The organism is Enterobacter sp. CP102 (genome assembly GCF_025152625.1).
Classification (GTDB): Bacteria; Pseudomonadota; Gammaproteobacteria; order Enterobacterales; family Enterobacteriaceae; genus Enterobacter; species Enterobacter soli.
In genome coordinates this window covers 3,583,702-3,603,898 of sequence record NZ_CP104014.1, presented here as the reverse complement: position 1 = coordinate 3,603,898, position 20,197 = coordinate 3,583,702, and the positions used below count along the sequence as shown (strand labels likewise).

Sequence of the window (20,197 nt, the reverse complement as noted above, 5' to 3'; positions counted from 1 at the left end):
ACGGGAGGCGAGGGGTTCGTGGAAGTTGTATTCATTGCAAGGTTGTAAGTTCAATGACCACGCAGGAGATGCAGTTCATTCACCTCAGTAGCGGTGGACATGCTTCAGATACCAACTATCGAAATGATATTGTTTATGCGATGGATATAAATGTGAAAATTTATAGTCGTATTAAAACATCCATCAAGCGTAAGCTTAAAATTAATAGTGATTACTCGCTTTTCTTGTGGTGTAGCGCATTTGTTAATAATCACTCTAACGTAAATTGTATATATTAAATGAGAAGGTTGTGATGATACCCTATAAATATACCTATGGATTGTTAAAAAAACTGGCGAGAAATACCAACTCACTTAAGAACAAAATTGGGATGAATATGCTCAAGTCATCATTGCGTGATGTTAAATTTTGCCCATTCATCCAACCTATTTTTTCAGCCAATGGGGAAAGCTTAGTGGGATGTGAAGTCTTGCTTCGTATAAAACGACATGATGGTTACTTTACGCCAGCCGCGTGGATCAGCGAATTAGAAAAAAGCGACATGATGGACAGTATTACCTGCAATCTTTTTGAGCAGGTGGAAGGGCATTTTTCCCAGATTAAAGATGCATTGCCTGAGGGTTTCTATTTTTCCTTTAATCTCTGTGCCAGTCAGCTTCAAAGCGAACGGGTGCTCCATGCTGCTCGTACTTTTAACCGTGCGTATGCAGGCTACGCGACGCTGGTGATTGAAATTGTTGAACGCGGTGTATTACATCTTGATGATACAACCATTGATACAATGGATGCGTTAAATGCGGAAGGTATCCGTTTTGCCATTGATGATTTCGGCGCTGGAACATCTTCTCTGAAGTACATTGAACACACTGGTTTTTCGACTATTAAAATAGATCGTGAGCTGACAGTCGCGCTTCGTGGAGAACTGGTTTATCAAAAAGTGATTGATGCGATTGTCATGTTGTCTCGCTCTCTTGGTTTGTCAGTGACGGCTGAAGGAGTAGAAAACAAAGAACAAATGGCGTTGCTTAACAAAGCCGGTGTCAGCACTTTGCAAGGTTATTACCTCGCGCGTCCGATGGGTATGGATATGTTTGTAGAGAGCTATGTCCTCAATGGACAATGATTTCCCCCTCTCTAAAGAAAGAGAGGAGGCATCCTGGCTTAGAAACGATAACCCACGCCAACGTTAAAGCCGTTTATAGCGTAATTACCGTCCAGATCCGCATTCGTGCCTTCGTAGCCGACGTTAATCGCCAGCTCAGGGGTTGGGTTAAACTGCACGCCCGCGCCGTAAGCGAAAGAGGTCGATTTCTCGGAGCGGCTCTCTTTCTGGGTAAAGCCATCGCCAGCGTTCACCCATTTGGTGTCGACGTCGGCTTTGGTGTGCGCAAAGCCACCCAGCGCATACAGGGAAACGTACTCATTAATACGGTACGCCGGGCCAACCAGCAGGGAGTAATATTTCGCTTCAATGTGGTTTTTCACCGAGTCGGAATCCACATAATAATGGTCATCCTGATCGCCACTCATATAGGTGAATGAGCCTACTGCACTCCACGGGGAATCCCATTCATAACGGTATTGAGCGTTCACGCCGCGGATATTTTTGAAGTCTTCGATTTTGCTCTGCGCATAACCAACAGAAACCGTCTGGTTATCCGCCAGAGCAGCGCCGCTTGCCAGGCTTGCCGCAATAAATACCGCCAGAGATATTTTTTTCATTTACCGTCATCCTTTCGTCGTTTTTTTTAAAATGATTGCCGGAAAGCTCCGGCAATACAGGCGGGGTAATCCACGCCAAATAAGGTGATAAAGTTAATTCGGGCACAGCCCGGTCGGGGCTTTCAGCGGGCCGCACTCATCGTAGCCGTAGACCGTATAGCCTTTCGCTTTCATGCAGCTCGATATTTTCTCGTTTCTGGCCACAATTTCCTGAAGGGTTTGATCCCGGCGGGCGCTACCGCCGCTATAGCTGCCATCGTCCAGATTGGCCGTTCTCTCTACGCCGCAGCTGTAGAGGTCTTCTTTACGCTGAGCGGTGTCGGTACGCCCGGTTTTATCCAGCTTCTGGAAGGTCTGGGCGTATTTCACATACTGGTAATTGGATGAATCCTTACTGTCCACCACACAGCCAGTGAGCAGGAAGGGCAAAATAACAAGCAGACTTTTCTTCATGGTTCGCGCACTCACTGAGAGGTTGAGAAAATAAATTGCAGCAGCTCAGGCGACACCAGCTCGCTCATGGCAAACGGTGTTGCAATGGGAATGGCTGCAATGGTCCAGGTATTGGCCGCCGTGGTAACAAGCGGATTGCGATCCCGGGTGGTATTCCCCTCGTTATCATAAAAACCAGGCAACTGACCGCCAACCAAATCATGGGTACCGGCATAGCTTTCCACCAGATCGTCGAAGAAGGAGCCCGGCGAATAGGTCCACTTGCTCATCATCCCCACGCCGCCCTGGAACCCGCCGGTCGGGCCATACAGTCCGTCAGACAACGTCCTGTCTTTTAACAGGGCCTGGAATGTCTCATGTTTATCATCGCCGATATACTGAACCCGGCCTTTGCTGTCGAGGATCAGCGCGTGATTGTTCGTCCCGTCGTTTACGCAGCGCCGGTTGTCTTCACCGCAGACGAAGTCAAGACCGACCCTGACGCCACCGAGTTTAATACCATCGTAAAGCCCGTCGCTTGGCCCTGAAACGTTGCTGATTTCATTGCCATTTTTGTCGACAACCCCCGGGAAGAGCAGGGAGTTTTTCAGCGTCTCTTCGCGCATTTTCGTCGCCGCCAGCGACAGCGTGCCCTGGGTTATCGCAGCATCCGGCGACCCGGCAACGATACCAACCAGTGTTTGCAGGAAGCGGCGCTGATATTGCAGCTTGTAGATATCTTCGATCGCAGCATCTTGCTTCGCTTTATCGCCTTTATCGATGGCATCCTGAAGATCTTTACGGGCAGCGGCCTGCTTGTCATCGAGAAACTCGCCAATCTGGCGATTCGCATTCTCTTTGAAATCACGCGTCACGCTGACTTGCAGGTTCAGCTCTTTAAATACCTCGTCTCTGTCGAAGTTGTTCTTAATCGCCCCTGAGTTCGCTGCTGCGGTTTCGGTGGTGATATCCGTTTTCACACCATCGACAGCCTGCTGCTGCGCATCCGGGTTGGTAACGGTGATATTACCGGTGTTAATCCCGCTGCGGGTGGTGCCGCTGTCGTTCCCGCTGTCGTGACCAATACCGAAGGTGACGTTTTTATCTTTTCCGGTGTCAGGGTTGTTGCTGACCGAGGCGCCAATACCAAAGCCGTTACCTTCGAATTCCGAGGTATTGTGAACGTCGCGCCAGCTCAGCGTGCCAGTGCTGAACTGGTTTTTCCCGGCAAGCTCGGCGCTTTCACTGGAGGTAATCAGCCCGCCTGTCAGGTCGGTATTGCCTTTCACGTTGATGTTATAGCCATCGTTACCCGCGAAGACGCCGGACTGCTCCTGCACCGAGGCGTAGTTCGCATCCACTTTCGACTGGCCGTAGTTACCCGATGCCGCAAAGCCGTAGCCCACGGTGACCTGGCCGCCCATGCTTTTCTGCTCGCCTTTGTAGGTCATGGTGTCCTGAAGGCTTTCGATGTACAGGTTATCGGCGGTGATATCCACGCCTTTGCCCAGCAACTGCCCGCCGCGCAGGGTGGTGTCGCCGCCGCTGATGATGCGGGTCTGGCCGTCCATATCGCCCACGTGGCTGTTGCGCCAGGAGACTTCATCCCCGTTGCCGTAACCTTTGCCTTTGTTGGCACCTGCGGTTACGCCAAAGGATGCTCCACCCTGACCGTAGCTCACCGCTATCCCGGCGTTCCAGCCGCTGGAGTTGTCGGTGCTGCGGTCGTGGCTCTCCTGCTGCGCCGCCAGAATATTGATGTCGTTATCCGCAAACAGCGTGGTGCCTTGTTTACCGCTCACGTCCGAGCCGATGATATTGATGTCAGACTGTTCGCCGCCAGTGGCGACCACCACGGCCTGCTTCCCGGCATTCACTTTACTGGCCAGCGCCGTGGTGCTGTCGTTGGTCTGAGTGTGGGTCTGCTTGCTCTCGCCGTAGGTCAGCGAGACGCTGACGTTCTGCGCCGCCGCCTGTGCGCCGTTCGCCATCACCCCCTGAGCAGCATTCATCATGGTGTTGGCCGCCCGCGCGCTATCCCACGCGGCGTTAGCAGCCGCCATCATGTTGATACGATCGTCTTTGCTTTGCCCGACCTTCTCTGTCGACGCAATCACGCTCTGTAGCGCCTGCACCACAGGTACGTTCACCGCGAGGGTAAAGCCTTTTTGCTCAACGGTGCGTTTGTACTGCGAGGCATAGGTGTTTTGCGCCGCCTCGATGGTGACGTTTTTACCCTGGATCGCCACGTTGCCGTTCGGTGAGGCCACCGTACTGCCGGTCTGGCGGTAGTTATTACCCGCCAGCAGGACGGTATCGCCATTCAGGCTGCCGATCGTCGAACCTTGTCCCGCCAGCGCCTGGCTTGCCTGATCGGTGGTTTCTTTACGCGAGCCCACGGTAAAGCCAATGCCGCCGGAGGCCATCAGGCCGGATTTTTTCTCTTCTTTCAGATGGGTTTCGTTATTGCGCCCGCCCATGCTGGTGAGGGTTAAATCGTTACCTGCCCGCAGCGCCACGTCGCCCGAGCCAACCACGCTGCTGCCCGCCACGGTGAGATCGTTTCCGGCAGCGATGTTCACCGAGTCCGCGCTCAGTTCGCTGCCCTGAACGGTTTGTCGGTCTACCGTGTCGCGGGTTTTGGTGGTGGTTTTGGATAAGAAGCCGTTGCCGCCCACCACTTTATGTTTCTCATCAAGCTGGCTGTCGTTGAGCACGCCTTCGATGTTCACGTCATGCTTCGCGGCAGCGGTCAGCGCACCGTCTGAGGTGATTTGCGCCCCACGCACGTTGATGTCGTTATTGGCCGCCAGCGCGACGCCGCCCACGCCCTGCACGGTGCTGGCGTTGTGATCTGTGCTGCTCTGTTTGAGGGTGTTATCCGCATCCCAGACCAGATTGTCGCTGCTGGCGGTGGTCACGGTGTTCAGGTTCAGGTCACGCCCGGCCACCAGCTGCGCCTTGCCGTTTTCGCCGCTGGCGATCACCTGCGCCCCGGTGAGCGTAATGTCGCGCCCGGACTGTAGCGCCAGCTTGCCGTCGTCGCCCTGCACGTAAATGCCGGAAACGCTGTCGATGGTGGTGCGGGTAAAGCTGTTTTCGCCGTTAACGCTCTGCGCGCTGGTGGTGGTGGTCGTGACGTTAATATCGCGCCCGGCGTTAGCCAGCACGCTGTTGTCGCCCACAATGGCCGCGCCGATGTTGTTGATGTCGGTCCGCGCGTTGAGGTTTACGTCTGCCGCCTGGATCGTGCCGGACTGGTTGGTGATGTTGTCCGCATCCAGTTGCAGCACCTTACGTCCGGCAATGGTTCCGCTGTTAAACAGATCGCCGTTGAGCTTCATCGATACGTTATTCCCCGCAATCAGCGCCCCGGAGCCGTCGATATCACCCTGTTTCACTTTGGCGTAAACCTGTGGTACCAGCACGGTCTGCATCGAGCCGTCCGGCATTTTGACCCGGGTGTTGACCAGCCAGACGATATCGCCAGTCAGCAGCGCCATTTGCTCTGGCGTGAGCGCCACACCCAGCTTCAGGGAATACTGCTTGCCGAAGGTGATCCCTTTGTCCATCAGCGATTTAAACTGATCTTCGTCATTGGTGAAGCCATCCAGATAACGTTGCCCGGTAATGCCAACCACCTGTTCGCGCACCAGGCGCTGCTCGTAATAGCCATCGCCCAGGCGTTTCAGGGTGTTATCGCCATCGTCGGTGAAGGCATTTTGCATGTAGTCACTGCCAAGCCACTGCCGCTCGTTGGTAAAGCGCGGATCGGTTTCCACCAGATACGGCACGTCGGCGTTCGGGTTGACCTTGAACAGGCTGTTGTCCGGCAGGGTGGTGTTCGGGCCGATAATGCGGATTGCACCGTCGGCAGGCGTCACTTCAAACTGCTGTCCGGCAGGTGGCGTCACCGGTTCGCCCGGGGAGACGGTCTGCTCAGGCGTGGCGTTGACGCCTGCCGCCTGACCAATCGCCACATTGGTTCCCTGCAACACCAGCGGGGTGATGCTGAGATTGCTGCCCTCTACGCTGCCGTTGCTCACAAGCTGGCCCGGCTTCAGGGAAATGCTCTGGATCGCCGTCGGTGGGGTGTACGCAGTGCTGCTGCGCCCCTGTTCGTCATCGCCCTTGTGGCGAATACGGTAGTAGTGGGTCACGCTGCCGTTATCGGTGGTATAGCGCTCGCCGGTTACATCGTCGTTTTGCACGCTGCCCAGCTGGTCAATCAGCAGCGTACCGCCTGCGACAACCTGACTTTTGTCGTTAAACAGGCGGTCGCCCGTCAGGGTCATATTGCCGCCCGCGAGGATCTTCGCCGGGTCGCTCTCTTTGATGCGAGTCTCTTCAACGGTACGGGTGTAGTCGTACTGGTTGAAATTGTCGTTACCGTGGCCGCTCTTTTCCGGGGTGTTGAGGTTGCGCAGGCCATCGGAAGAGTTCCCGTCGACCCAGACGCCTTCATCGCCCGCTTTCCAGCGGCTGGTGGAGCCGGTGTGCTGGTATTCGGTCAGCTGTTCTTGCGAAACCAGCGCCACTTCGGTTGAGAAGTTATCGTTGATGTTATTGATCTGCGAGGCGGCGATGGTCATATCACCCGCAGATTCAATGGTTGAGCTGTGGTTGTTAATGGCCTGAGTCTGGCCAACAGGCGTACCGTTCTCATCCAGCGCGCCGCCAATGTGCATTGACCCGGCACTGTAAATCAGCCCGTGGCCGCTGTTGTTCAGAGTCTGCACGCCCAGATCCACGCGCTCGCGCCCGGCAAGCGTGGCCGCCGTGCCGTTTTCTGCCAGGTTGTTGAAGGTGATGGCGTTGACGCCCACCGTATCGCCATAAAGACGCCCGGTGCCGATGTTGGTCAGCGTGTCGGCGTTGATACGCGTGGCAATGCCGTCGATCAGGCCATAGTTCAGCACCGCGCCGGAGGCATTCAGGGTGGTGCTTCCGGCATTAATTTCACCGCTGGCAACGTTGGTGAGGTTAGCGCTTTGCACATTCAGCGCGCTGCCTGCCATCAGCTTACCGCTGTTGGTGATATCCCCTGGCGTGGTGAAGGTGAGATTGCCGTTGGCAAGGGTGCTGCCGCTGAGGGCGACGCCGTTTGCGCTGCTCAGGGTCATATTCCCGAGCGATAACAGCTGGCCGCTGCCATCGAGGGTATCGGCCTGCACGTTCAGGTTTTCACCGGCTTTTAGCGTACCGCTACCATTGATGAGGTTCAGCCCGCTGCCACTGGCATCAAGCGTGCCCGCTGAAGAGAGAACACCGGCGGTGTTGTTCAGCACGCCGTTGTTGCGGATGGCCAGTGCGTTGTTCGCCAGAATGCTGCCGCTCTGGTTGTCGAGCGTCTCTGAATTGAGGGCAACATTTTGCCCCTCCAGCCCCTGATTTTCGCCCTGGGTGTTCTGATTGACGACGTTAAGCGCCGTGACCGTCAGCTGTTTACCACTGCGGATAAGCCCGGACGCGTTATCGACCAGGCCTCTGGCGCTATCGAGCAACAGGTCGCCAACGGTCTGGATCTGCCCGCCGCCATTTTGCAGGCTGTCGGTGTGCAGTGCGGCATCCGACTTGCCGATAATGCGCCCACCACTGCGGTTATCTACGGTGTTTGCCGCGATATCGGCCGCACCCGTGGCGGCAAGTGTACCGGCCTGGTTGTTCAGGCTGCCTGCCGTGAGGTTCAGTGCGTCCAGGCTGTTGAGCGTTCCGGCGCTGTTATCGAGTGCGCCTGTGGTCAGGTTAATGCCGTTGCCCTGAAGCACGCCCGAAGTGTTAAGCAGCTGGCTCGCTGCGTTCAGCGACAGGCCATCGGCTGCTGCCAGCTGCCCGCTGGAGTTATTCAGCGTATCGCCTGTGAACGCGAGGCTGGCACCTGAGAAGGTGGTGCCGCCGGAGTTATCAAGTTCGCCGCCAGCAAGCGTCATCGCGCCGACCGATTTCACGGCCCCGCCGGTATTGTGCAGCGCGGCAAAGGTGGCGTTCAGGCTCTGGTTTGCGCCAATCTGGCCGCGGGTGTTATCCACATCCCCGCTGTTAAGCGCAAAATTACCGTCGCTGGCAAGAAAGCCGTCCTGGTTATTGATAGCACCGCTGTCAACGTTGAGTGCGCCCTGAGAAAGCAGGGAGCCGGAGCGGTTATCAAGCGTGCCGCTGCCCAGCGCGAGGGTGGTGCCACTGGCGACAATCACCCCTTGCTGGTTGTTTACGTCGCCCGCGCTGATGTGCTGGGCTTTTGCCGCTTCGATACGCCCTTTGGTGTTGTTTACGCTTTGCTGGCTGCGAATTTCGCCGTCGCCTGCGGCTGCGGAAATCAGCCCCTGCTCGTTATTCAGGATGCCGGTATCAAGCCCGGTTTTCCCCGCCACGGCAACGATTTGGCCTTCGGTGTTGTTAAGGGTACCCGCGCGGAGCTGCACGCCATTCGCCGCGCCAATCTGCCCCTGCTGGTTATCAATATTGCCCGGCAGTGTCACCGCAAGCGCGCCGCTGCCGCTCTGGAGCAGCTTGCCTTTCTGGTTTGCCAGATCCTGAGCGCTGACGTTCACCGTCTCAGCGCTAAGCGTCCCGCCGGTGTTATTGAGCGTTTTACCGGTACGGACCGTTAGCTCGCTGGCGCGGACGTTGGCGCTGGCAGTCGTTACATCCTGTGCGCCACCGTTCAGGGTGACACGTTTACCCTGAGTCTGGCTGCCGCTCACATCCACACCCTGACCGCTGGCGCTGAGGTTACCGCCAGCCAGCGTCTGGCCGTGGGCGCTGAGCTGCCCGCTGGTTGTTAGCTGCAAATCACCGGCATCCGCCAGCTTGCCGTCGGTGTTCACCCCGGCGGCCAGAACGCTCTCTTTGCTGCTGGTCAGACTCGCCGCATTAACCTGCACGTTGTTTGCCGCCGTCAGCACGCCGGTGTTGGATACCTCGCCAGCGGTGCGCAGTGCTGCGCTGTCGCTGGCGCGAAGGGTTCCGCTGTTTTCGATACGGCCATCGGCGGTGAGGGTTACGCTGCCAGCCTGCGCGCCAATGGCACCGGCATTGCGTACGCCCACACCACGCTCGGTGCCGACCATGCGGATTTTACCGGCGTACATGCCGCCAAGACTGGAAACATCCACCGCCAGCTGAGGACGCGTGGCGTCATCATCGCTGCCTTTTTCGATTTTCTCGTGGGCGGCATCGACCTTGTTGCGCCCGGTTGTGATTTTCAGATCCTTCGCCCACAGCCCGGCATTGACCTTCACCGAGCGGGCGATGATATCGGTGTAATCTGCGCCGGAGGTATCCATCCCGTTACCGTCCACCACCACTTCACCGCGCTCGACGTTAAAACCGGTGAGGTTGCCGTCTTTCATCTGCGCCTGGCCGGTGGTGAGCGTGGCGCGGTTGGCATTGATAAAACCGCAGCCGCTACAGGTGATGCCCGCCGGGTTGGCGATCACCACCTGCGCTTTTTTCCCTGCCACTTCGATCATGCCGTTGAGCTTGCTCGGATCGCGCGAGCTCACTTCGTTAAGAATGACTTTGGCTTCCCCTTTGGCAAGCCAGGGGTTACCCGCCACCATGCCGCCAAGGTTGGTCTGCACATTTTTGTGGGAGTTGTTGAGGATCGCGCCGTTTTTATCCACGTCGAACTGGGTGTAGTTGTTGCGTGATACCCCGGCTTTGGACGGCGTCTGAATGTTCACCTGCGGCGTGCCGTTGGCGCTTTTGATGACCGTTGGCTGCTGGTTTTTCGGTGCGCCGCTGTTAGCGACAATGGCCGCTTCGGCGCTGTGTATGGCTCCCATTGCCATCCACAGGCTAAAGCTCAGGGCACTCACCTTGCCGACAAGACGACTATGGGTGTGACCGATGCCGGATGAGCGGGACGAACCGGCGCGGCCAGAGCGGGCGATATCCGCCACGACCATCAACATGCCGCGCGCTTTGTTAAAGACTATCCGGTACAGGTTCTTATTCATGGTTCGTTCCTTTCAGCGCTTCCGGCAGATTGACGGTGAGCGGGTGTTTCAGTTGCCATTCACGTGCGGTGGTACGGCTGATGCGTCCGCCGTGGAACATCACGACACGTTTGCCGCGCTCAGCCCCACGGTGATAGAGCGCGCGCCAGCAGTGGTCAGGGAAGATGTCATCGCGGATCAGTTTTTTGATGGCGCTGGTGTGGCCAAACGGGGCGATCCAGTCGCAAAACCACATCCGGTCTCCGCTGTCCCAGTCCTCTTCTTTCATCTCAATCGACGGGCGGGTGAGGTAGCGCGCTTCCGATTCTTCGTTAAGCCAGGCCCAGCTCAGGAAAAACACCGGGCGTTCGTTTTCGCTGATCAGAACGTACTGGCGGCGTTTGATAATGGGCAACAGCAGCGTTGGCAGCGCGTGCAGGGGCGCATCCCGGTGCATGGGTGAGTGCATCCACAGCCAGACGGTGGCACCCAGCACTTCTGCTTCGCTCTCTTCGCCGCCGAGGATCAGCGGGGCTTTGATATCCAGATTTCCGATGCGCATCACCAGCTCCAGTTGAGGTTAAAACCGAGGGTAAGGTTGCTGGTGGTGAACCCATCCGGCTTCGAGAACGGCGTACCGGCAAACAGGTCATACCCGGTGTTGAAGGCGCTGCCGCGCAGCCCCACCACGCCGCCTGCCAGATGTTTGCCAATCAGATAGTCAGAGCTGTAACCGCCCACTTCACCGTAATCCGCACCGAGGTAAAGCTCCTGGTTTGGCAGTGGCGTGCTCCAGGCCAGGTCGTTACGCACGTACCAGCCGTGGCTGGCATTCAGGGTGCGTTCCCCGTCAAAGCCACGCACCGTCCAGCGGTTACCGATGGCAAACTGATCCTGCGGCGTCAGCGGCGTGTTGCTGATTTGGCGCAGGTACTGCACGTTGTAGCGGAAGTTCTGCGAACCGATGTCAAACGGCAGATCGAGCTGGGCGCTCAACTGGGTAATTTTGCTCAGGGCGGTGGCATCGCCGGTAAATTCTTCCGGGGCAGGCTGGGCGCCAAACCAGCGCGTACCACGCTGATAGCTGATGCCCGCATCCAGCGTGGCCTGGCCGATGTAGTGGCGATGTTCCAGCCCTACGCGCCAGCCCGCCGTCTGGCGTCGCTGTACGCCCACTTCGGTGTCGTCGATGTAGTTGCGTGTCTCGCGTGCCAGCACGTCGTACGTGAAGGTGGTTTTTTGCGAGCCGCTGCGATGCAGAACACGGCTGAGCTGTACGTCGAGGTTTTTGCTTTTGCCGCTGTAGCGGTAATCCCCGTTCAGCCCGGCGATGGTCTGGTGATAGTCATAGTCGCTGCCGGTGACCCCCAGCATCCAGTAGCCAAACGGCACCGAGTAGTGTGCGGTGTAGTTTTTGCTGCCCTTGCCGCTCTTGTCGTTAAGGTCGTGGCTGGCGGAGACATACAGCAGGTCGCTCAGGGAGAAGGGGTTATCCAGGGATAAGGTGACGCCGCCCTGGTAGCGCCCGGTGGTTTCGGTTCCTGCGTCGTCCAGCGACAGTCCAAGACGCCACATCTTGCTCTGCTTACGGGTGATCACCACGTCGCTCTCGCCGGGTTTTTCGCCGGGCAGGATCTCCATGCTGGCTTCCACGGTGGGCAGGCGCTGTAAATTCTCCAGCCCCTGCTCAATGTCACGCAGATCCAGCAGATTGCCCTCATGGGCAGGGAAGGCGCTGTATAGCTGGATGTAATCGTCGCTCTCTTTGGTGAGTGTTACGTGGCGGACATAGCCCGGGACAATCGCCAGCTTCAGCGTGCCGCTCTTTAAATCCTGCGAGGGGGCAAGAACGCGGGTGGTGATCCAGCCGTGATCGACAATGCGGTTTTGCATCGTGCTCATCAGCAGGTTAATACCTTTGCCGCCAAGACAGCGCCCCTGGGCCTGATCGGCAAGGCGCTGCAACGGCAGCCAGTGGGGAAGGGCATCCTGGCCGCTCAGCGCTATGCGCTGAATGGGGAAGCAGGGTGTTTCAGTGGGGAAATCAATCCTGCCAAAGCTTGATGATGGCTCCGAAAGACGCACATCCGGGACGGGCGGCGTCAGTTGCTGCTCAAGTGCTTTCTGACGTTGCTGCTGAATAATAAACTGATCATTCGGCTCGGCAGCATGGGCAGAGAGCATTAAAGACAGGCCAGTGGCTGTGGATATTATTATCGCTATATTTTGTCGGGCTATCATCAAACGTTCCGCGCAATGTAAGAAAAAAGGAAGCAATGTGAATTTGTGTAAGATTGTTTAAATATTGGCGAGGTAATAAAAGGGGGATTAATCCTAAAGCTCGGAAGATTCTGAGCCTGAATATCCTTAAATCTGGTAGGTCAGGTGAAATCGTGAAATATATTTGCGTTTGGTGCACTCAGGGAAAATATATCCTCACCGCGATTGATGTTGTTATTTCCTCGCCCATTTTCCCGATGGCGGGTGACATAAGTGTGTGTAGTTTTTAATGTGGCTTATTCTTACCATTCTGGATGGTTATTCTGCCTTGTGGCGAGTGTTGGCGCACTTGCAGGCAGAACATTCGTGCGGCCAGCGCTGAAAAGGGTTATCAAAGCGATCTGCATGTGATACTAAGATTGAGCACATCATAAAAAATAAGGTTACAAGAGAATGTCTGTTAATAAACTCGCCAGCAGTGCACAAGGCCTGCAATCATCTGCCATCCGTGAATTATTAAAACATAGCAAAATGGCGGGAGTGATTTCGCTGGGTGGTGGTATTCCTAATCCGGCGCTTTTCGATCACGAAGGCCTTAAAATTGCCGCAGATGCTGTTTTATCACAGCATTTTGGTGAGGCCTTTCAGTATGGTCTGACAGAGGGGGTTCCGGGTCTGCGCGAGGCGATTCAACAGATTTGTATTGGCCGCGGAATTACCTGTAATGCTGATGATGTGGTTATTACGTCCGGTTCGCAACAATCCCTTGATGTGCTGGCCCGTGCATTAATTAACCCAGGCGATATCGTCGTGGTGGAACGTCCTACTTATCTGGCTGCTTTGCAGGTATTTGGTCTGGCGCAGGCGCAGTTTGAATCTGTGGGTACCGACGGCGACGGCATGATTGTGGATGAACTTGAAGCGCTGGTGGCTAAAAAGGCCATCAAAGCGGTTTATATTGTCCCGACCTTTGGTAATCCTGGCGGCGTAACGCTGTCTGAAGCCCGTCGTAAACAGCTGGTGGAATTATCCCTGCGTTATGACTTCGTGATTATTGAAGACGATCCGTACAGCGAAATTAATTACACTAACGAAGTCTTCCGCCCGCTGATTGCCCATGCCAAAGATATTGGCAATGAAGAGAACGTGGTTTATACCTCCACCTTCTCTAAAATCCTCGCCCCGGGAACTCGTGTTGGCTGGGTGCTGGTGCCGGAGTGGCTGAAACGCGCGGTGGTGAATCTGAAGCAGACGACCGATTTGCACACCAGCACTCTGTCGCAGCTGATGACTTATGAATATCTGAAAACCGGCCGTCTGGCAGATCAAATTAAAATGATCCGCGAAGCCTATCGCCAGAAATACCAGACCTTCGCCAGTGAGCTGGAAGCGGAGCTGGGTGATGTAATGTCATTCCATAAGCCAAAAGGCGGCATGTTCCTGTGGGCGAAAATGAATAACGGCATCAATACGACCCGCTGGCTGGAAAAAACGCTCAGCAACGGTGTGGTATTTGTGCCGGGTGAGTTCTTCTACTGCAACGAGCCGGATCACACCACGCTGCGTATGTCGTTCGTTACGCCAACGGATGAGCAACTGAAAGAGGCCGTACGACGCCTGAAAATATCGCTGTAATTCCCCGGGTGCCAGATTCGTTCTGGCACCCGAAAACGCCACAATAGTACATCCTGCCTCATCCATCCTTTTTTATTAATTACTCATCGTAATTAATTTGTTTTTTTACATCACCTAACAATTTAAAAAATATGCCAATTTTCCCCCGGACAACGTTGGTGTACCCTTGTTCTTAGGAATATTCTTAATCAAAGTGCCTATGTTCTTAATTGCATATCTTTGTGATTAGGTCAAATAATGTCTCCATGGAATACGCAAGACGGCTGAGTAGTTTGCTGCAAGGAATGCGGCGTAATCAGTGCAGAGATGCTATTCCCGGAATGTTATACATGGACGAGTATAAGGTTACGGAAAATGATTATTTGTGTATCAGATAACATATGGTTTCAATCAGGGCTGAGCGAGCTCGTACAACATTGCGCCAGCCATCGGGGAGCGTTTTATTCGCTGAGTTATCAGAAAGCTAAAAGCGCGCTTGCAGAGATGACGTGGGGTAAATCTGCAACGATTGTTGTTGACTACACCTCTCCCGACCATAGCCTGTTATTCTCGTTGCTCAAAATTAAACGCCAGAGTGCCAACAATTCCATTCTGGTGGTGACAAAAAATGAACAGCTTGCCGATGTATCCGAGAATATTGTGCTCGATTCCGTTGCGGATTGTTTAATCGATACCCGTGAGTCATGCGAGAAGCTGAATGACTTTATGACCAAAGGGCTCGAAGGTCAGGTTGTGTCAAAATCGGTGACTAATAAGATTTGGGCCCGGATCAAAAAAAATGCCTGCCTGACGCACCGTGAAATAGACATGATACCCTTTATTATCGCCGGCAAAGGGAATAAGGAAATCTCTCGCCAGGTTGATATTAGTGAGAAAATGGTCAGTATCCACAGGCGTAATATTTATAACAAATTACACGTCGGTAATTTAACTGGGCTCTATCACTACTTTACTGGAGAAGTTAAATAAACCTGAGGAGGGACACTCAGATGAGTAGACAGAAATATGCCGAGGAGATGCTATATCAGTGTTTACTTACCCTTGCGCATAATATTCCTGTGGAAGAGAAAATTCACCATGTCTGGAGCCTTTATCTCTGCCATGTGGATCCGCTTGATGTACCGGGTGTTATTCGCGGTGGTTATAATGAACTGCGAACGGTTATTGATGAATTGTTTTGCTCAGCAGGGAAAGGCATTACGCAAAAAGTTTACTTTCAGTTATTTATCCAGCTGACGGATCTTCATCGGGAGATAGTCAGATGGAACGCACTCGAGAATTACATCACGATATCCCGTCAGGAAATGATGCACGGATAAATAGTTAGCAGGTTTACACACAGAAGGAGCTGTATATGAAACTTAAATCACTTTGCATGGCAATGGTTGTTATGGGGCTGTCTACCACTTTTGCATATGCTGCTGATGGCACATTAAAATTTGAGGGGACGATCACCTCGTCAACGTGCAAGATCCAGGGACAAGATACGGCCGAAATTACGGTGCCTATGGCCGGGGTATCCGTTGCGGATTTACAAAATACCGCAAACGGACCTGATGTGGGATTTGATATTAATATGACCGGATGCGAGCCCGGAACCTATTATCTGGTCCTGAATGGCGTTACGCCAGCGGGTCAGCAGGATGTCCTGGAGCTGGAGAACCCTAATGAGGCAGAAACGGCTAAGGGCGTCGGGATTATTATCACGGATATGGCCAACAAAAAAATTACCTTATCCAACACGCTTGATTACGCGAATGATTTAAATGTTGTGGTGAATGAGAGTGGCGAAGGCACCTTCCGTCTGAAAGCGCATTATTACGCCTTCAATCAAGGCACCTTGTCCCCAGGTGCCGCAGATGCGGTAGCAAACTTTACCGTGGTTCAACAATAACAGTGCCAGGCCCTACGGGGCCTGTTTCCAGGTGATATTATGAAATCGCTTATTATTGGATTGTTGGCACTGTATTCTGGTTTTGCCTCCTCCGCTATCCAGATTGACAGTTCGCGTGTTATTTATCAGGGCGAATATAAATCAGCCTCTTTATCTCTCCATAATGCGGCCACCAAAAATTATATTGTCCAAACCTGGCTGGAAGATGCAGAGGGCAAGCCGCGTAAAGATATGATGGTGACGCCGCCTATTGTCAAAATACAACCGGATCAGTCTGCCGTGCTGCGCTTTATTTATTCCGGGCAAGGATTACCCACCGATCGTGAAAGTGTGTACTGGATTAATGTGCAGGAAATTCCACCACGCGCAACCCAGGCGAATGTGATGCAACTGGCGATTAGAACACGCCTTAAATTGTTTTATCGGCCGCCGGGACTAAAAACAAAGCTTGATGAACAGGTACGCAAATTAACATTCAGCAAAACAGATAACGCACTGGAAGTGAAAAATGCGGGGCCAATGTATATCAGCCTGAGTCAGTTAATTATTAAGACTCCGCAGGGGAAAGAACAAAAAATACTGGCGCCGATGGTGCCGCCGTTTGGCAATGAAAGCATCCGTTTTACAAAAGGATCGCAGGTAGTTGGCTTAACCTACATTAATGATTATGGCGGAGTTGCCGACGTAAAAATGAATTAAGCCATCGTTGCGGATAAATGAATAATGTCATGGATGAACGATTATGCAACGCTCATGGATATCTTTATGTGCGCTGACCTCTTTGCTGGTGACCGGCACTGAATGCGTGGCACAAAGTGAATATAACACCTCCTTTTTTTATGGTGCTGACAATCAGTCGCTGATTAACCTGATTGATCCAGACTCGGGTATTGTGCCCGGAACATACACGCTGGATATCTACGTTAACCATAAACTCGTCGAGCAGCGTGATGTTGAGATCATGCGTGATGAGCAGGATAAAACCCTGCACCCCTGCCTGAGCGCCGGGCAACTTCGGGCCTGGTCGGTGGATATTCCCGCTGATGCTGATGCGACCTGTTATGCACTGGATCGCCATCTTAAAGGCGCTTCTGTGGCTTTTACGATGGTTGACCATCGGCTTGATATTCAGGTGCCCCAGATTTATATGCATACCCAGCCACGCGGCGCGATCCCTGCGACGCGTTATGACGACGGTATTAACGCGGCCTTTGTGAATTACAATCTGGCGGCGAGCCATGTCAACAACGACGGACAGGATAGCCAGTATGCCAATCTGTATCTGAATAGCGGGATAAACCTTGGTGCGTGGCGTTTGCGGAACATGGGGAACCTGACCAAACGAAGCGGTCAAAACAGCCACTGGCAAAGCGTCTCAGCATGGGCCGAAAGGGCTGTGCCTTCACTGCAAAGCCAGTTGCTTTTTGGACAGGCGAGCACAGGGACAACTGTGTTCGATAGCATCCCTTTTCGCGGGGTGCAGCTGGCATCAGAACCGATGATGCGCGCGGAAAGTCAGTCGCGCTATGCCCCTGTGGTCCGGGGCGTTGCGCAGAGCAACGCCCGCGTGGAAGTTCGTCAAAATAAGTACCTGATATACACCACCAACGTACCGCCAGGCCCTTTTGCGTTTGATGACATTGTTCCGGTCAGCCAGAGTGGCGATCTGTATGTGACGATCATTGAAACCGACGGGAGCCGAACCAACCTGGTTATCCCTTACACAGTATTGCCAGGCCTGGTGCGCAACGGTCAGTTGAACTATGAAATCGTCGCCGGGAAATATCACGATGGTGCCGACGGCTACGCACCTGCCTTTGCTGAAAGCCAGTTCTCTTATGGCGCAACAGATTCAGTGACCTTATCCGCAGGCCTGCTCTCTGCCGAACACTATCAGAGCGCGGGGCTCGGCGTGGGCAAAAACATGGGAGATTTGGGGGCGTTATCGGTCGACCTGTCGTTCTCTGATACGCGCCTTGCGCGGGGCGATTCGGAGCAAGGTGCCAGCGCCCGGTTTTTGTATGCCAAATCGTTTCTGGATTCTCGCACTGATTTCCAGGTTGCCGGTTATCGTTACTCGTCGTCCGGCTATTACGATTTTCAGGAGTCAGTGCAGGAGCGCCGTCGCTGGGAAAATGGGCGCTATAAAACCTATTACTGGGATGATACTGACGAGAATGCTGAACAGTGGGTGATTTCCGAGCCAGAGGTGAGCTACGCCAGCAACTATGCCACGAAAAAGGCCCGGCTTGATGTTTCGATGAGCCAGCAGTTGTGGGATATCGGCCAGCTCTGGCTGACACTCAGTAAGCAGACCTACTGGAAAGATGCCAGTACCGACACCACCATCCAGTCTGGATTAACCTCCCGGCTGGGTAATGTCACCTGGAGCCTTTATTACCAGAACACCCGTAACCATTACGCCTCAAATGACAGCAGCATTAACCTGCGGCTCACTTTACCGCTGAATTTCGGCAGCTATCCCGCAACGGCGACAGCCACTATGCGTTCCGACCGCTCAGGCTATGCCTCAACTTCCGCTGGTTTAAGCGGTTCGCTGCTGGACGATAACCGTCTGAGCTATGCCATGCAGGTGCAACAGAACAAATCTGAACGTACGGCTGGGGATCTCAGCATGGGCTATAAAGGGCAGGCCGGTAATCTCTGGCTGGGGTATTCCAATGCAGAGCATGTCCGGCAGAGCAGCCTCAATCTGGCGGGGGGCGTGGTTGCTCATCGGGGCGGCGTTACGCTTGCACAACCACTCGGGACGACATTCGCCCTGATCGAGGCGCCGAATGCCCAGGGGGTGCGAGTCACCAACCAGTCCGGGGTGCGTATTGATTCTTCTGGCTACGCCATCGTACCAAACGCCGTTCCTTACCGTAACAACACCTGGTCGCTGAATACCCGCGATTTCCCGGATGGACTGGACGTGCCTCTGGCCACCAAAAACAGCGTACCGAGCCGGGGGGCGATTGCGTATGTACCCTTTGAAACATATCGGGGGGAAAGCGTGTTGATTCACAGCCGGTTACCGGATAACAACGTGCCGCCTGTCGGTGCGCAGGCATACAGCCGCGGCAATCGCAGTAATGGTGTCGTGGGGCCAGAGGGTGACATCTTTGTCTCCGGCGTTACCGCCGGGGAGGCGCTAACGATTCGCTGGGGAGAGAGCCAGGGCGAACAGTGCCTCATCCAGCTTCCGGATCTGCACGCTGATGCGCGGGGTAAAGCCGGCTACCGCGAGATAAACGCAATTTGTCGATAAAGGAGTTAACAATGCAATTTCATGGACGACATCTGGTGTATGCGGTCGTGGTCTTTTTCTTTGGTTTATTTTCGTCAACCGCCATGGCGTTGACCTGTAAAGCACAAGGCTCGGTTAGCCAGTACGTTGCAATTGATAGCGTGATTAAGGCCTCTGTGGGGGATTTCGGCGCTAACACTAAAATCTGGGTATCGTCGCCCATTACCGCGACGTTTACCTGCTCGGATACCGATAGTTATCCTCAGGGTGAAAGCGCTTTCCTGTGGCTGGATCCCAAAGACGCGGTGAAGAATCTCCATAACTCTCTCGAGATTGGGATTACATGGAACAACGTCGATTACAAACTCCAGAATGGCGAGAAAGTTGAAATTGGCCCCGGGACAGTTTGCCGGCCCAACGGAAGAGGGGGGTGCAGTTCACCGGCCACGTCGCAGACCTTTACACTGACTTATCAGGTCTATATCAAAACCACGGGGTATCCTGCTTCCAGCGATGGCAAGGTGATGGGCGATGTGAGTCTGTCTCTGTTCCAGGTGGACGGGAAAGGGGGCATCCGGGGCGGTTCAGTTAGCCAGGACGGCAACTTTAACCTCACCATTACCGGGCTGGATAAAATTACGTTTCTGGCCTGTACGCCAAAGGTGTCCCTTGTGCCGGATATCCTCAACTTTGGGGTCATCAACGCCACCCGTGCGACGGCGGGAAAAATCGAGATGACAAAACCTTTCACCTTGCTGGTGGATTTAACCCGGGAAACCAGCGGTAAAACCTGTACCGGGGAGACGCTATTAATGACGTTAAGTTCGACTAATCCAGTGACGCAAGGCGCCATCATTATGCCCGCTGCAGACAGTGGTTTCGGATTTATAATCTCCGGGAATGGCACGATGGCACCAAGGATATCGCTTAATACGCCGCAGGAAATAGGCGTTATCAGTGGAGATCAGCTCACGCAGGATTATTATGCGGGATTTATCTGGCTCACCAATACGCCATTACTGGGGAGCTTCAGTGCGACCGCGACGTTTACGGTAACGTTTAAATAACGTACAGAGGATTGCATGGGGTTTATTTTGCGCGATA

Annotated in this window: 13 protein-coding genes; 8 read left to right on the top strand and 5 right to left on the bottom strand. The window is 54.2% G+C overall.

Going from position 1 to position 20,197, the window contains the following annotated elements:
• Nucleotides 1–292: 292 nt before the first annotated feature.
• On the top strand, nt 293–1,123 hold the full coding sequence (locus N1249_RS16890) for an EAL domain-containing protein (protein WP_259838201.1): 831 nt from the start codon (nt 293–295) through the stop codon (nt 1,121–1,123).
• 38 nt (nt 1,124–1,161) lie between these two features.
• Here N1249_RS16890 and N1249_RS16885 read toward each other — a convergent pair whose 3' ends face one another.
• From N1249_RS16885 to N1249_RS16865, 5 genes are all read right to left on the bottom strand, one after another.
• Nucleotides 1,162–1,722, bottom strand: coding sequence for an Ail/Lom family outer membrane beta-barrel protein (locus N1249_RS16885; RefSeq protein WP_259831379.1), 561 nt, complete (start codon nt 1,720–1,722; stop codon nt 1,162–1,164).
• Between the two features lie 93 nt (nt 1,723–1,815).
• Nucleotides 1,816–2,175 carry a hypothetical protein gene (locus N1249_RS16880; RefSeq protein WP_259831376.1) on the bottom strand — a complete coding sequence of 120 codons (360 nt, stop codon included), beginning with the start codon at nt 2,173–2,175 and terminating at the stop codon, nt 1,816–1,818.
• An 11-nt stretch (nt 2,176–2,186) separates the two neighbouring features.
• Complete coding sequence (locus N1249_RS16875) at nt 2,187–10,115, bottom strand: hemagglutinin repeat-containing protein (RefSeq protein ID WP_259831374.1); 7,929 nt, start codon at nt 10,113–10,115, stop codon at nt 2,187–2,189.
• On the bottom strand, nt 10,108–10,656 hold the full coding sequence (locus N1249_RS16870; RefSeq protein ID WP_259831372.1) for a toxin-activating lysine-acyltransferase: 549 nt from the start codon (nt 10,654–10,656) through the stop codon (nt 10,108–10,110). Before N1249_RS16870 ends, N1249_RS16875 begins: the two co-directional genes overlap by 8 nt.
• A complete protein-coding gene (locus N1249_RS16865; protein WP_259831362.1) occupies nt 10,656–12,278 on the bottom strand; it encodes a ShlB/FhaC/HecB family hemolysin secretion/activation protein in 1,623 nt (540 codons plus the stop codon). Before N1249_RS16865 ends, N1249_RS16870 begins: the two co-directional genes overlap by 1 nt.
• A 489-nt stretch (nt 12,279–12,767) precedes the next feature.
• Between N1249_RS16865 and N1249_RS16860 the strand changes: the two genes are divergently transcribed.
• The 7 genes from N1249_RS16860 (at nt 12,768) to N1249_RS16830 (ending at nt 20,160) form a co-directional block, all read left to right on the top strand.
• Nucleotides 12,768–13,949 (top strand): PLP-dependent aminotransferase family protein, encoded by a 1,182-nt coding sequence (locus tag N1249_RS16860; protein WP_259831361.1) that lies wholly within the window; start codon nt 12,768–12,770, stop codon nt 13,947–13,949.
• 354 nt (nt 13,950–14,303) lie between these two features.
• Nucleotides 14,304–14,918, top strand: coding sequence for a LuxR C-terminal-related transcriptional regulator (locus tag N1249_RS16855; protein ID WP_259831359.1), 615 nt, complete (start codon nt 14,304–14,306; stop codon nt 14,916–14,918).
• Between the two features lie 20 nt (nt 14,919–14,938).
• Nucleotides 14,939–15,268, top strand: coding sequence for a hypothetical protein (locus N1249_RS16850; protein ID WP_259831357.1), 330 nt, complete (start codon nt 14,939–14,941; stop codon nt 15,266–15,268).
• Nucleotides 15,269–15,303: 35 nt separating this feature from the next.
• The gene (locus N1249_RS16845; RefSeq protein WP_259831355.1) at nt 15,304–15,843 is read left to right on the top strand and encodes a fimbrial protein; all 540 of its coding nucleotides are present in this window, start codon (nt 15,304–15,306) and stop codon (nt 15,841–15,843) included.
• A 39-nt stretch (nt 15,844–15,882) separates the two neighbouring features.
• Nucleotides 15,883–16,542, top strand: a complete 660-nt coding sequence (locus N1249_RS16840; protein ID WP_259831353.1) for a molecular chaperone — start codon at nt 15,883–15,885, stop codon at nt 16,540–16,542.
• 43 nt (nt 16,543–16,585) lie between these two features.
• Nucleotides 16,586–19,114: a fimbria/pilus outer membrane usher protein gene (locus N1249_RS16835; protein WP_259831350.1), complete on the top strand. Its 2,529-nt coding sequence runs from the start codon at nt 16,586–16,588 to the stop codon at nt 19,112–19,114.
• A gap of 11 nt (nt 19,115–19,125) precedes the next feature.
• Entirely contained in the window at nt 19,126–20,160 is a 1,035-nt protein-coding gene (locus N1249_RS16830; RefSeq protein WP_259831348.1) for a fimbrial protein, read from the top strand.
• Nucleotides 20,161–20,197 lie beyond the last annotated feature (37 nt).

Coding starts and splice junctions, on each gene's coding strand:
- N1249_RS16890 (WP_259838201.1), top strand. CDS start 293: ATGATACCCTATAAATATACCTATGGATTGTTAAAAAAACTGGCGAGA.
- N1249_RS16885 (WP_259831379.1), bottom strand. CDS start 1,722: ATGAAAAAAATATCTCTGGCGGTATTTATTGCGGCAAGCCTGGCAAGC.
- N1249_RS16880 (WP_259831376.1), bottom strand. CDS start 2,175: ATGAAGAAAAGTCTGCTTGTTATTTTGCCCTTCCTGCTCACTGGCTGT.
- N1249_RS16875 (WP_259831374.1), bottom strand. CDS start 10,115: ATGAATAAGAACCTGTACCGGATAGTCTTTAACAAAGCGCGCGGCATG.
- N1249_RS16870 (WP_259831372.1), bottom strand. CDS start 10,656: ATGCGCATCGGAAATCTGGATATCAAAGCCCCGCTGATCCTCGGCGGC.
- N1249_RS16865 (WP_259831362.1), bottom strand. CDS start 12,278: ATGCTCTCTGCCCATGCTGCCGAGCCGAATGATCAGTTTATTATTCAG.
- N1249_RS16860 (WP_259831361.1), top strand. CDS start 12,768: ATGTCTGTTAATAAACTCGCCAGCAGTGCACAAGGCCTGCAATCATCT.
- N1249_RS16855 (WP_259831359.1), top strand. CDS start 14,304: ATGATTATTTGTGTATCAGATAACATATGGTTTCAATCAGGGCTGAGC.
- N1249_RS16850 (WP_259831357.1), top strand. CDS start 14,939: ATGAGTAGACAGAAATATGCCGAGGAGATGCTATATCAGTGTTTACTT.
- N1249_RS16845 (WP_259831355.1), top strand. CDS start 15,304: ATGAAACTTAAATCACTTTGCATGGCAATGGTTGTTATGGGGCTGTCT.
- N1249_RS16840 (WP_259831353.1), top strand. CDS start 15,883: ATGAAATCGCTTATTATTGGATTGTTGGCACTGTATTCTGGTTTTGCC.
- N1249_RS16835 (WP_259831350.1), top strand. CDS start 16,586: ATGCAACGCTCATGGATATCTTTATGTGCGCTGACCTCTTTGCTGGTG.
- N1249_RS16830 (WP_259831348.1), top strand. CDS start 19,126: ATGCAATTTCATGGACGACATCTGGTGTATGCGGTCGTGGTCTTTTTC.